Raw genomic sequence first — 14,435 nt, forward strand, 5'->3', positions numbered from 1 at the left:
AAAAAATGAAAGACAGCTTGCTGTCTTTCATTGTTAGCCTATCTAAGATAATCAAAAACGCTATAAAACCAATATTATTGGGCGTTAAAGCGTTGTCCAGTGACTTCAATACTTTCATCACCTAACAAATATAAATAAACATCTAATATTTGTTCTGGTGTTTTTAATAAACTCACATCTTCAGCGGGATAAGCACTTGCTCGCATCGCGGTTTTTGTTGCACCTGGATTAATCGCATTGAAGCGTAAGGTGCTATTCTCGTACTCATCAGCGATAACTTGCATCATGCCTTCAGTTGCGAATTTAGACACGCTATAAGGGCCCCAGTAGGCTCTTCCTTTGAGTCCAACACTTGATGTCGTAAAAATAGTACTCGCGTGTGGAGCTTTTGCCAATACAGGTATCAGATACTTGGTCATTAAGAATGCAGCATTAACATTGGTTTGCATTACTTCATCCCACATTTTACTTTCAACTTGCGTAAATGGACTTAATACACCTAGTTGACTGGCATTATGAACAAGTGCATCAAGTTTTCCATATTCACGTAATACCGTATCGGCAAGATCTCGATAGTGTTCTTCTGAAGCTCCATTTAAATCCACAGGTAAAATAGCTGCCGATTGTTTATTTAATGCTTCAATTTGGTCATAAACAGCTTCTAATTTACTTACTGTTTTACCTAAAAGGATAACGTTAGCACCTAGTTCTGCACATTTGATGGCTAAGGTTTTACCTATACCTGCACCTGCACCGGTGATCAGGATAGTTTTATTTTCTAATAAATTATCAGGCGCTATATAGTCCATTTATTGTTCTCTTGTTGTAAAAAAAACAATATGATAGCTTTTTTTAAAAAAAACTCACAATCTCTTTTGTAGGTTGAGACATTTTTTGTCATTATGAGCACAATTAATTTATAAAGAGGATTTATTTTGGATTATTTAATGCAGTATGGGCTATTTTTAGCCAAAGCCGTGACCTTTGTGATCACAATAGTGGCTGTTTTGATTGCTATTATTGCTTTAACCAGCAAGCAAAAAGCAAAGAAAGGTGAGTTGGAAATTACCGATTTATCAGAGCAAATTAATGACACTAAAACATCAATCAGCGAGCAATTATTAACACCCGCTCAATTAAAAGCAAAACATAAAGAAGACAAAAAAACGCATAAAGCTGAGCAAAAAGAACAAAAGGCATTAGCAAAATCAGAGACCAAAATAACCATTAAACCTCAACTTTATGTACTTGATTTTAAAGGTAGTATCGATGCAAAAGAAGTGGCGTCATTGCGAGAGGAAATCACCGCTATTGTGAGTGTTGCCTCAGAACAAGATGAAGTCTTTGTACGACTTGAAAGTGGTGGTGGTATGGTTCATGGTTATGGACTAGCTGCTTCACAATTACAACGTTTAAAAGACAAAAATATTCCATTAACCATTGCTGTAGATAAAGTCGCAGCAAGTGGTGGATATATGATGGCATGTGTAGCAGATAAAGTGATTGCGGCGCCTTTTTCTATCATCGGTTCAATTGGAGTGATTGCACAAATTCCAAATTTTAATAAGTTACTTAAAAAACATGATGTTGAATTTGAACAATTAACGGCAGGACAATACAAACGTACGTTAACTATGTTTGGTGAGAACGATGATCTTGGTCGTGAAAAATTTAAACAAGAGCTTGAAGAAACACACCAATTATTTAAACTCTTTGTAAGTGAGCATCGCCCGCAATTAAACATTGATAAAATTGCAACGGGTGAACATTGGTATGGCACTCAGGCATTGGATTTAGAGTTAGTCGATAAGATTCAAACCAGTGATGATTATTTACTCGAACAGCTCGAATCTAAACATATTGTGCAAGTACAATACAAAAAAAGTAAAAAATTAGCTGAAAAGATAGGTAAGAGTGTCGCAACCTCTGTAGAATCCAGCTTATTACAAATTATGCATACTAATATTTCTAGATTGTTTAAATAGCTCACCTTGAAATAATTGCAAAAGCCGACTATGAACCAGTCGGCTTTTATTTTTATTGTACAAAATGAAAGAAATAGGTTGCTATTCGTTAAAAGTTTGGATTATATAAAAAGAGAAATTCAGTGGACATGTTTACATTCCGTCTAAGACAAGACTATTTAGGTATCAAAGCAATATGAGCAAATCTCTAGTTATCGTAGAATCACCTGCCAAAGCAAAAACAATCAATAAATATCTTGGTAAAGATTTTATTGTTAAATCAAGTGTTGGTCACGTACGTGATTTACCAACAAGTGGCAGTGCCAAAAAATCAATCGATGCTAAAAAGAAAAAATCTTTAGCTGGCCTAACACCCGCGCAAAAAGCAAAAGAAACAGCGAAAAGAACGCAAGCTGCACTCGTTACGCGTATGGGCATTAACCCAAATAAAAACTGGGAAGCAAATTATGAGATTTTGCCTGGTAAAGAAAAAGTTGTCGATGAGTTACTCAAATTAGCTGCTGACGCTCCTACTATCTATCTCGCAACCGATTTGGATAGAGAGGGTGAAGCAATTGCATGGCACTTAAGAGAAATATTAGGTGGCGATGACAGTAAATATCAACGTGTTGTTTTTAATGAAATAACCGAATCTGCGATTCAAGAAGCTTTTAAGCATCCAACTGAACTAAATATTGATGGCGTTAATGCACAACAAACACGTCGCTTCTTAGACCGACTTGTTGGTTTTATGGTTTCCCCTTTACTTTGGAAAAAAGTAGCACGTGGTTTGTCTGCCGGACGCGTTCAGTCTGTTGCAGTAAAACTATTAGTTGAACGTGAACGTTTAATTAAGGCGTTTAATCCCGTTGAATTTTGGGATCTACATGCACAAACAGTTGCGCAAGATAAAACACAACTTCGCTTAGAAGTTTATAAACATAACGATAAAACATTTGCCCCAGTGACAGAACAAGAAACTGCAGTTGCAGTGGATGCCTTAAAAGAGGCAACCTTCACGTTACATGCACGTGAAGATAAACCAACTAAAAGTAAAGCAAGTGCACCTTTTATTACTTCTACACTGCAACAAGCAGCGAGTACACGTTTAGGTTTTGGTGTTAAAAAAACCATGATGTTAGCACAACGTCTGTATGAAGCGGGTTACATTACCTATATGCGTACTGACTCTACAAACTTGAGTAAAGATGCGGTTGCCTCTGCTCGTGATTTTATAGAAAAAGAGTTTGGTAGTAATTATTTACCGGAAGCGGCTGTTTCTTACAGCAGTAAAGCCGGAGCACAAGAAGCCCATGAAGCTATTCGTCCATCGGATGTATTGCAACGTGCTGAGCTGATTGATGTAACCGATAAAGATGCAAAACGTTTATATGAATTAATTTGGCGTCAGTTCCTTGCATGTCAAATGTTACCTGCACTTTATGACTCTTCTACCTTGGTTATTGAAGCAGGTGATTATAAATTACGTGCAAAAGGCCGTACATTACGTTTTGCGGGTTGGACAAAAGCTCAACCTGTTACAAAAAGTAAAGCAGATGAAGTTAATTTACCAGACTTAAAAGTGGGTGAAGTATTAACATTAGTTGAGCTGGAGCCTTTACAACATTTTACTAAACCGCCAGCGCGTTTTTCTGAAGCGGCATTAGTAAAAGAGCTTGAAAAGCAAGGTATTGGTCGACCTTCAACTTATGCGAGCATTATTTCTACTATCCAAGATCGTGGTTATGTAAAAGTCGATAAACGCCGTTTCTTTGCGGTTAAAATGGGAGAAATTGTAACGGATCGCTTAACAGAAAATTTCACCGATTTAATGAGCTATGACTTTACTGCGGCAATGGAAGAAAAACTGGATGCCATTGCCGAAGGCAAAGCTGATTGGCATAAAGAGTTAGACCGTTTCTATAAAAACTTAACCACTCAACTTGATACTGCCGAGTTACCCGTAGAAGAAGGTGGCATGCGTCTTAATGATCCGGTGATCATTGATGATGTCTCATGTCCAACCTGTGGGCGACCTATGGGTATCCGCACTGCAAGTACCGGTGTGTTTTTAGGATGTTCAGGTTATGCATTACCACCCAAAGAGCGCTGTAAAACAACCATCAATTTAGTTGATGGTGAAGAAGTTGAAGATATTTTAAGTTCAGAAGATCTTGAAACTGCTGCATTAATGGCAAAACATCGTTGTCCTAAATGTGATACCGCGATGGATAGCTACTTAATTGATGAAACCCGTAAATTGCATGTTTGTGGTAATAATCCATTGTGTGATGGACATACGGTTGAAGTCGGTGAGTTCAAAATTAAAGGTTATGACGGCCCAGTTGTTGAGTGTGACAAATGTGGTTCTGATATGCAGCTTAAAGATGGTCGTTTTGGTAAATATATGGACTGTACTAATGAGGAATGTAAGAACACGCGTAAAATTCTACGTAGTGGTGAAGTTGCTCCTCCTAAAGAAGATGCGGTTCATTTGCCTGAATTAGAATGTGAACAAAGTGATGCTTACTTTATTTTACGTGATGGCGCTGCAGGTATCTTTTTAGCAGCGAGTACATTCCCTCGTTCGCGAGAAACACGTGCACCTAAAGTGGTTGAATTAGCAAAATTCCGCGATAGAATTTCTGAAAAGTTTTACTATTTAGCTGATGCGCCACAACAAGATCCCGATGGAAATTTAGCAATTGTTCGTTATAGCAGAAAAAATAAAGAACAATATGTGATGACCGAAATCGATAAAAAGGCAACAGGTTGGACTGCAAAATATATCGATAATAAATGGGTAGAAGAGATACCTAAGAAGAAAGTGGCTAAAAAAGCGAAAGCGAAAAAGTAACTTTTCTTTGAATTAAAAATGGCAGCTTTCGCTGCCATTTTTATATCTGATGAATTTTATAACTAATTAAAATGGTGACTGAGTATTTACTGCCTATTATTGCTTTTCCAGATATAGCGTTAGCTTAGTGCTTGTTTTTTCATCATCTAGTAAGAATGTTATTCGCTTCAGTATGCTTGCTTGTTTAATTTTTTAAACATTTGTATATACTAGCGTTTTTTAAAAGGGTGGTTTCAAATGCGCATTGCTTTAGGTATTGAATATGATGGTGCTAACTATTACGGTTGGCAAAGACAGAAAGAAGTTAATTCTGTACAAGAAGAACTTGAAAAAGCATTATCCAATATCGCCAATCACCCGATTAGTGTCAATTGTGCAGGTCGAACCGATGCCGGTGTTCACGGTACAGGGCAAGTCGTGCATTTTGATACCGATGCAGACCGCCAGATCGGAGCATGGACCTTAGGTGTTAATGCCAAATTGCCCGATGATATTGCAGTACGTTGGGTAAAAGAAGTTGATGACTCTTTCCATGCCCGCTTTAGCGCAACGGCGAGACGCTATCGCTATATTATTTATAACGGTGTTTATCGTCCTGGTATTTTAAGTAAAGGCTTAAGCCATTATCACTGTGATTTAGATGCTGACAAAATGCATTTAGCCGGACAACAATTGGTTGGCGAACAAGATTTCACATCGTTCAGAGCGTTACATTGCCAAGCGAATAGCCCTGTACGTACCATTGAATATTTAAATGTAACAAGACGTAGTAACTTTATCGTTATTGATATTAAAGCAAATGCTTTTCTGCACCACATGGTGCGTAATATTGCGGGTAGTTTAATTGAAATTGGCCAAGGTAAGCAGCCCGTTGATTGGTTAAATACTTTACTCGATTACAAAGATCGTTCAAAAGCGGCTGCAACAGCAAAGCCCGGTGGTTTGTATCTTGTAGAAGTAGATTACCCAGAAAGATTTGAATTACCGAGACCTGCTTGTGGGCCTTTATTTCTAGATATTTAATGTGGCAAATTTATTATGACTAATAACACCATACAACCGGTTTTCAGTTCAGAGACATTAAGTGAATGGTTAACGCACTTAGAAAAATTACATCCAAATGCAATAGAATTAGGATTAACACGTATTACTGAAGTGGGTAAACGTCTTAACTTAATTCATTTCGATGCTAAAGTGATCACGGTTGCTGGTACCAACGGTAAAGGTACAACCTGTGCTTATTTAGAAAAAATATTAATTGATGCTGGGTTTAAAGTTGGCGTTTATAGTTCTCCACACATACATCGTTACAACGAACGATTACGTATTAATCTAAAAGAACTCGATGATAAAGCTCATTGTGAAGCTTTTGCCATTATTGAACAAGCTCGATTAGATATATCATTAAGTTACTTTGAGTATGCTACGTTAGCCTGTTTATACTTACTTCAAAAGCAGCACTGTGACTATATTTTATTAGAAGTAGGATTAGGTGGTCGTCTAGACGCCACCAATATGGTTGAATCTGACTTGAGTGTAGTCACTACCATCGGTATCGATCATATTGATTGGCTTGGCAGTGATAGAGAAGTGATCGGTTTTGAAAAAGCCGGAGTATTTAGATCACACAAACCTGCTATCTGTGGTGAGTTAGATGCTCCAGTCTCCATTTTAAAACATGCGGCTTCCATTTCAGCTGACCTTAAATTAGCCGGTAAAGATTTTAACTTTTCGGTTATTGATGATAAAAATTGGTCATGGCATGGGCAAAAAGAATTGTCTCCCATTAAACAAACATTGATGCCAATGCAAAATGCCTCGACTGCCATAGCAGTGATAGAAGCGTTAGCGATAGATATTGCTCCTCAACAGCTTATTAAATCCGTTGAAACGGCATCGTTAGCAGGGCGTTTACAAGCATTATCGGGTTATCCTTGTGACTTCTATATTGATGTGGCACATAACCCGCAATCTGCACAATATCTAGCGACACAATTACAACGATTAAAAGCAGACAAAGGCGAAGATTGTAAAGTACATGCTGTCGTGGGCATGTTATCTGATAAAGATATGAGTGCTACGCTAGCAGAAACTAATTTATTTATTTCAGATTATAGTTTTGTTGATTTGAATTGTTTCAGAGGCGCATCTTCAGCATTACTTTTAGAAGCTTATCAACACAGTCAAAATTATAATAATGTTACTAACAACATTGTTAGCAACATTACTAGCAACATTAATAACGACACTACTAGCAATATCAATAATAGGCATAATGTGACCTGTTATAAAAATGTACAGAGTGCTGTCGATCAAGTCGTCAAAAGTGCAGCAGCTTCTGATATAATTATTGTATTCGGTTCTTTTCATACCGTTTCTGATATTTTAACTAATTGGCAAGGGTAAAACGTGGCAACTCAGTTTAAAAACCGTTTAGTAGGCGTCACCATCTTAGTTGCCCTTGTGGTGATCTTTTTACCTTCATTGATTGATGGTAAAAAAACATCATACCAACAAGAGTTTGTTGCAACGCCTATCAAACCAGAATTACAACCTCATACTAAAACTTTCGCTGAGCCTGTGAGCATTAATGATCCTAAATTGGTTGTCGAACCCATCAAAGTCTCTCAATCTATTAAAACTGTTGAGCAAAAAAATTCTCCGTCAGTTAAAGAAAAAACCAACAATGCAGAATGGAAAGTAGAAGAAATTGCTGCTGTCTTAGAAACAGAAACAGCATCTACTAAGCAGACTGCGGCACCTACTAAACACAGTAATGCTGTTTCAAGTTATGAAAAAGTGAACTTTACTGACCCTGCATGGACTATTCAACTCGGTGCATTTGAAAATAAAGCCAATATTAATGCCTTATTGAAAAAGCTTAATAAAGCTGGATTTAGGGCACATACCATTCCAAAAGTTGTGATGGACGGGCAATTAACCCGTGTATTTGTTGGTCCAGATGTTTCCAAAGAAAAGCTTGAAAGTCAATTGCCTAGATTAAAAAACTTGACCAGTTTAAACGGAAAATTAGTACCGTTTACACCGATTGAGCCTTAGTTTTTGAAGCCTTTCAAAAAAATCTCTGTTAGAATGCGCGCGTTTAATACTTACTACAAATTAGGGTTCTTATGAATTGGTTTGATATCGCTATTCTCGGTGTAATTGGTTTTTCTTCATTAATCAGTTTAGTTCGCGGTTTCACCAAAGAAGCCATCTCACTTGTTACTTGGTTTGCTGCATTTTTTGTTGCCAGCAATTTTTATCCTGAAGTTACACAATACTTAACTCAAATCAATGACGATAAACTACGTAATATTGCTGCTATTGGCATTCTATTTATTGCGGTTTTATTAATTGGCGCTTTAATTAATTACATCATTAATCGCCTTGTTGCTGTCACTGGGTTATCAGGAACAGACCGTTTGTTAGGTGTGATTTTTGGTGCAATACGTGGCATTTTAATTGTCAGTGCAGTGCTCTTTTTTATTGATTCCTTTACTTCATTCCATGACAGCACGTGGTGGAAAGAATCTACTTTAATCCCTGAATTTGGGATTGTAATCGAATGGTTTTTTGAACATTTGGAAGGATCGTCAAGTTTTCTAAAAAACATTAAATCGACCACTATTTAGCGGTTGATTTAAATTAGTTACTCAATTTTAAGGTACATTAATCTGTACTTTTTTGTGAACACTCTCAAAAATAGAAAGGCTTTAACTTATGTGTGGAATAGTGGGTATCGTTGGTTCAACTCCTGTCAATCAAAGTATTTATGATGCATTGACCGTATTGCAACACCGCGGGCAAGACGCAGCGGGGATTGTTACTACATATGGTGGTAACTTCAAACAACGTAAAGCAAACGGTTTAGTTAAAGATGTTTTTGAAACTAAACATATGCAACGTCTAAAAGGTAATAGTGGCATTGGTCACGTGCGTTACCCTACTGCAGGTAGCTCTAGCGCTGCTGAGGCACAACCTTTCTACGTTAATTCTCCTTGGGGAATTTCTCTAGCACATAACGGTAACTTAACTAATGCCAAGCAATTACGTGCTGCATTAATCAAGTCGCGTCGTCATATTAATACCACTTCTGATTCAGAGTTGTTGTTAAATACACTGGCTGCTGAATTAGGTAAAACTAAAACAGATCATTTATCCGCTGACGATATCTTTAATGCAATTTCAGAAGTACATAAACAAATCAGTGGTGCTTATGCAGTGACTGCATTGATCATTGACCATGGTTTAATTGCTTTTCGTGACCCAGATGGTATCCGTCCTTTAGTACTTGGATCTCGTCAAACAGATGAAGGTGATATTGAGTACATTGTTGCTTCTGAAAGTGTAGGTCTTGATACTATTGGTTTTAGATTCTTACGTGACGTTGAACCGGGTGAAGCAGTATACATCACTGAAAACAGAAAGTTATTCACCCAGCAATGTGCCGAGAAAACATCGTTAACGCCATGTATTTTTGAATATGTATATTTTGCACGCCCAGATTCAACATTAAATGGTGTTTCTGTTTATGAAGCACGTTTAGAAATGGGCCGTAAATTAGGTGCAAAAATAAAACGTGAGTGGTCAGATTTAGAAATTGATGCGGTTATTCCTATTCCAGAAACTTCAAACGATATCGCATTAGAAATCTCTGTTGAATTAGGGTTACCATATCGCCAAGGTTTTGTAAAAAATCGCTACATTGGCCGTACCTTTATCATGCCGGGACAAACTCAACGTCGTAAATCTGTACGTCGTAAGTTAAATCCAATTACCGCTGAATTTAAAGGTAAAAATGTTTTATTAGTTGATGATTCAATTGTACGTGGCACAACATCAGAGCAGATCATCGAAATGGTAAGAGAAGCGGGTGCTAAAAAAGTATACCTAGCTTCAGCTGCACCGGAAGTGCGTTTTCCAAATGTGTATGGTATTGATATGCCTACACCTGAAGAGTTGATTGCACATGGTCGTAATGTTGAACAAATCAGCGATTGTATTGGTACTGATAAATTAATATTCCAAGACCTACAGGATTTAAAAGATGCGGTTGGTAAACAAAACCCATCGATTAAAGAGTTTGAGTGTTCAGTATTTGATGGTAAGTACGTGACTGCGGGTATCAATAAAGAATATTTTGATTATTTAGCAAGTTTACGTAGTGAAGATGCGAAGAAAATCCAAACTCAAAAAGAAGAAATTGCTAACTTAGAAATGTACAACGAATCGTAATCCTATTGATTAGTTGTTTTAGAGTCATGTAAAAGCACAGCTTCGGCTGTGCTTTTTAGTATTTGCTTCAATGAAAAATCCATCTTAAAAATTATGTTATCTATCCTCTACGTAATATTTGAACATGCATTTAATTAGATTATTGATAGCTTATTTGTAGGTAAATATTACTGGCAAATTGTTAATAGATTTATTTTAGCTATAAAAAAACCAGCGATTAAGCTGGTTTAAATTTTTTACTAGAATAATTACTAGTGCCAATTACTGACGTGTTTAGAATTCTGCGCTACCTGGAGCACGTGGGAATGCGATAACGTCACGGATATTTTGAACCCCCGTCACGTATGAAACTAAACGCTCAAAACCAAGTCCGAAACCTGCGTGAGGAACAGTTCCGTATTTACGTAAATCACGGTACCAGCTGTATTCTTCTTTATCTAACCCCATTTCTTCGAAACGTTTGTCTAGCGCGTCTAAATCTTCTTCACGCTGACTACCACCGATAATTTCACCAATACCCGGTGCTAATACATCCATTGCAGCAACCGTTTTACCATCTGCATTTAACTTCATGTAGAAGGCTTTAATATCTTTAGGGTAGTTTTGAAGAATGATTGGTGCACCAACGTGTTCTTCGGCAAGGTAACGTTCATGCTCAGATTGTAAATCCACACCCCATTCAACAGGGTATTCGAATTGCTTACCGCAGTTTTGTAAAATCTCGATTGCGTCAGTGTAGTCCATGCGAACAAATTCAGAGCTCACCATTTTCTCTAAACGTTTGATAGCGTCTTTATCAACACGATCTGCAAAGAAGGCCATATCATCAGCGCGTTCTGTTAATACCGCGTTAAATACATATTTAAGCATGTCTTCTGCTAATTGAGCTGCATCTGCTAAATCAGCAAAAGCGATTTCAGGCTCAACCATCCAAAATTCAGCTAAGTGGCGAGTTGTATTTGAATTTTCAGCACGGAAAGTTGGACCAAAAGTATAAACATTACTTAATGCACAAGCATAAGTTTCAGCATTTAATTGACCAGAAACAGTCAAAAATGTCTCTTTACCAAAGAAATCATTTTTATAATCTACTTTACCTGCATCATTCTTAGGTAAATTTTCTAAGTCTAATGTACTAACTCGGAACATTTCACCTGCACCTTCAGCATCACTACCTGTAATAATTGGCGTGCTGATCCAATTAAATCCACGCTCATAGAAGAAGTTATGAATTGCATGAGATAAACAGTTACGTACACGGGTAACAGCACCAAACATATTAGTACGTGGGCGAAGGTGTGCATGCTCACGCATATATTCAATACTATGGCGTTTAGCTGACATTGGGTAAGTGTCTGGGTCTTGTACAAAACCATGTACTACTACAGATGTTGCTTGTAGCTCAAATTGCTGGCCTTTTCCTGGGCTTTCAACTAACTCACCAGTTACTGCAACACTACAACCTGCTGATAAATTCAATACATCGGCAGTATAATTTTCTAATTCAGCAGGTACAACAGCTTGAATTGGATCGAAGCATGAACCGTCATAAATATTTAGAAAAGAGATCCCTGCTTTTGAATCACGACGAGTTCGGATCCAACCTTTTACTGTTACTTGGCTGCCTAATGCAAATTTGCTGTTGAAAATATCAACAATTGGTGTTTTTGACATCTTAAATAGTGCTCCATAATCACAGTCTTAACTGTTTTATACTAAAAATATTGATAGCTGCTTATATTACCTTGGCCAGTTTTAGATACAAGTCTCTCATTCTATATTAATGCCACTATTGCCCTATAAAAGCGGATTAAATAGCCATCATCGCTAACCACAGGGTTTTATCCCGTTAGTGGGGTTTAATTCAGTTGATAAATACAAGATTAAAATAAAAGGTAAAGTAAAGAGTTGAAGCTAATGTTATTTAGCTAATGTTATTTAGCTCATTTATTATTACTTTCGATTTTTATCCATCGATTTTTTTACATACTTGGTAAATCGCATCGCATAGTTTATTAATTTGGTGCTTGGATGCTACGTAGGGTGGCATGACATAAATAAGCTTACCAAATGGGCGGATCCAAACCCCTAAATCTACAAACTGTTTTTGAATGTTAACCATATCAACCGCTTTGTGTAATTCAACCACACCGATCGCACCTAATACGCGCACCTTATTAACACTTGGTAATTGCTCACAGGATAAAAGCTGAGTATTTAATTGCGAAGAAATAGAGAACACTAAATTTTGCCAATCTGTGTTTAAGAGCTTTTTAAGATTAGCGTTTGCAACCGAACAAGCTAATGCATTCCCCATGAAAGTAGGGCCGTGCATAAAAACACCCGCTTTACCCTCACTAATTGTTGTGGCAACTTTTTCTGTAGCAAGCGTTGCAGCAAAACTCATGCATCCACCTGTGATAGCTTTACCTAAACATAAAATATCAGGGCTTATATCGGCGTGTTCACAGGCAAATAGTTTTCCGGTTCGACCAAACCCCGTGGCAATTTCATCGGCAATCAATAGCACCCCGTATTGGTCACATAAAGACCTTGCTGCTTTGAGGTAATTAGGATGATAAAAGTGCATGCCACCAGCACCTTGGACAATAGGCTCTAGAATTAAAGCTGCGATGTGTTGATGATTTTCTGCTAAAAGAGTAGAAAGATCATCCATTGCACTCTGTTGCCAAGGTTGGTCAAAGTTAATACTAGGCTGCTCAGTAAAGTAATTCTTAGCAACAAAATCTTGATATAGTTCATGCATCGAACCGTCAGGATCCGTCACACTCATGGCAGCAAAGGTATCACCGTGATAGCCTTTTTTAAGCGCAATAAATTTTGTTTTATTTTGCCCGAGTGACTGCCAATACTGAAGTGCCATTTTCATGGCGACTTCCACAGCAACGCTACCTGAATCGCTAAAGAATACTTTTTCTAGACCCTTTGGTGTTATTTCTACTAATGTTTTTGCAAGGTCAACAGCTGGTTGATGAGTTAAGCCGCCAAACATCACATGTGACATTTTTGCGAGCTGCTGAGTAGCGGCTTCGTTTAATTCTTTAACATTATAACCAAACAAACAAGCCCACCAAGATGACATGCCATCGACTAATACTTCACCTGAAGTTAGTGAAATAGTACATCCGCTTGCACTGTCTACGGGATAACAAGGAATGGGTGATGTCATTGAAGTATAAGGATGCCAAATATGCTGTTTATCATAAGATAAGTCGATTTTTTGCTTATTTATCTGTTTATCGTTCATTTTGTGACCACATGTAAAGTAAAAGTGAGCTTTAAAGTTGACAGTGTAACTTTCAACATTAAACTAACCAAATATTTTTCTGCTCAGGGTTATAACAATGCACAATGCTATTTCAAATAACATGGTTAATAAAACACAAATTCGTCACGATTGGTCTGTTGCAGAAGTGAATGCGTTATATGCATTACCTTTCATGGATTTAATGTTTCAAGCACAAACAATACACCGAGCTCATTTTCCAAATAACCAAGTTCAAGTTAGTACTTTATTGTCTATCAAAACCGGTGCATGCCCAGAAGATTGTAAGTACTGTCCGCAAAGTGCACGTTATGATACGGGTCTTGAAAAAGAAACGTTAATGGAAGTCGAAAAAGTAATTAAGGCTGCTAAAGATGCAAAAGCGACGGGCTCTACCCGTTTTTGTATGGGCGCAGCATGGAAAAACCCAAAGCAACGCGATATGCCTTATCTTGTAGAAATGATTAAAGAAGTTAAGTCGTTAGGCTTAGAGTCTTGCATGACCTTAGGTATGTTAGATGATAACCAAGCACAACAACTCTCCAACGCTGGTTTAGATTATTACAACCATAACTTAGATACTTCACCTGAATATTACGGTGAAATTATTACTACGCGTAGCTATCAAGAAAGGTTAGATACTTTGGACAATGTACGTAGAGCTGGTATGAAAGTATGTAGCGGGGGTATTGTTGGTTTAGGTGAAGAAGGGAAAGATCGTTCAGGGTTATTAGTGCAATTAGCTAATTTACCCGTACAACCTGAAAGTGTACCGATTAATAAGCTAGTGAAAGTCAAAGGCACACCATTGGATAGTGTAGAAGATCTTGATGATTTTGAATTTATTAAAACTATTGCTATCGCACGTATTTTGATGCCTAAATCGCATGTGCGCTTATCAGCGGGCCGTGAAGATATGTCAGAACAAACACAGGCATTATGTTTTATGGCTGGGGCGAATTCTATTTTCTACGGTTGCAAGTTACTAACCACAGCAAACCCCGATGAAAATTCGGATATGCGTTTGTTTAATAAGTTAGGTATCAATAAAGAGGAAATAAACCTATCTCCTTACGAAACCGAAAAAACA

Annotated in this window: 10 protein-coding genes and 1 pseudogene; 8 read left to right on the top strand and 3 right to left on the bottom strand. The window is 37.5% G+C overall.

All coding sequences use genetic code 11. The features are described 5' to 3' along the window. Positions 1-74: 74 nt before the first annotated feature. A complete protein-coding gene (locus tag MT391_RS10310; protein WP_499440300.1) occupies positions 75-809 on the bottom strand; it encodes a YciK family oxidoreductase in 735 nt (244 codons plus the stop codon). Between the two features lie 126 nt (positions 810-935). On the opposite strand from MT391_RS10310, the gene sohB reads away from it, so the two are divergent. From sohB to purF, 7 genes are all read left to right on the top strand, one after another. Then, positions 936-1,985, top strand: coding sequence for a protease SohB (sohB, locus tag MT391_RS10315; protein WP_499440301.1), 1,050 nt, complete (start codon positions 936-938; stop codon positions 1,983-1,985). Between the two features lie 175 nt (positions 1,986-2,160). Beyond that, a complete protein-coding gene (gene topA, locus MT391_RS10320) occupies positions 2,161-4,821 on the top strand; it encodes a type I DNA topoisomerase (protein ID WP_299663426.1) in 2,661 nt (886 codons plus the stop codon). A gap of 237 nt (positions 4,822-5,058) precedes the next feature. After that, positions 5,059-5,844 (top strand): tRNA pseudouridine(38-40) synthase TruA, encoded by a 786-nt coding sequence (gene truA / locus MT391_RS10325; RefSeq protein WP_499497878.1) that lies wholly within the window; start codon positions 5,059-5,061, stop codon positions 5,842-5,844. Between the two features lie 15 nt (positions 5,845-5,859). After that, the gene (gene folC, locus MT391_RS10330; RefSeq protein WP_499497880.1) at positions 5,860-7,227 is read left to right on the top strand and encodes a bifunctional tetrahydrofolate synthase/dihydrofolate synthase; all 1,368 of its coding nucleotides are present in this window, start codon (positions 5,860-5,862) and stop codon (positions 7,225-7,227) included. A gap of 3 nt (positions 7,228-7,230) precedes the next feature. Then, a complete protein-coding gene (locus MT391_RS10335) occupies positions 7,231-7,881 on the top strand; it encodes an SPOR domain-containing protein (protein ID WP_499497881.1) in 651 nt (216 codons plus the stop codon). Positions 7,882-7,952: 71 nt separating this feature from the next. After that, the gene (locus MT391_RS10340; protein WP_166369393.1) at positions 7,953-8,456 is read left to right on the top strand and encodes a CvpA family protein; all 504 of its coding nucleotides are present in this window, start codon (positions 7,953-7,955) and stop codon (positions 8,454-8,456) included. Positions 8,457-8,544: 88 nt separating this feature from the next. Continuing rightward, on the top strand, positions 8,545-10,059 hold the full coding sequence (purF, locus tag MT391_RS10345; protein WP_166369395.1) for an amidophosphoribosyltransferase: 1,515 nt from the start codon (positions 8,545-8,547) through the stop codon (positions 10,057-10,059). A 273-nt stretch (positions 10,060-10,332) separates the two neighbouring features. Here the strand turns inward: purF and asnS are convergent, their stop codons facing one another. After that, positions 10,333-11,733 carry an asparagine--tRNA ligase gene (asnS, locus tag MT391_RS10350; protein ID WP_299663436.1) on the bottom strand — a complete coding sequence of 467 codons (1,401 nt, stop codon included), beginning with the start codon at positions 11,731-11,733 and terminating at the stop codon, positions 10,333-10,335. A gap of 292 nt (positions 11,734-12,025) precedes the next feature. After that, complete coding sequence (bioA, locus tag MT391_RS10355) at positions 12,026-13,327, bottom strand: adenosylmethionine--8-amino-7-oxononanoate transaminase (protein ID WP_499497883.1); 1,302 nt, start codon at positions 13,325-13,327, stop codon at positions 12,026-12,028. 121 nt (positions 13,328-13,448) lie between these two features. On the opposite strand from bioA, the pseudogene bioB reads away from it, so the two are divergent. Then, a pseudogene (gene bioB, locus MT391_RS10360) lies at positions 13,449-14,403 on the top strand (biotin synthase BioB); the annotation flags it as partial. Between the last annotated feature and the right edge of the window lie 32 nt (positions 14,404-14,435).

It is taken from the genome of Vibrio sp. 1-Bac 57 (assembly GCF_037546855.1).
GTDB lineage: Bacteria > Pseudomonadota > Gammaproteobacteria > Enterobacterales > Psychromonadaceae > Psychromonas.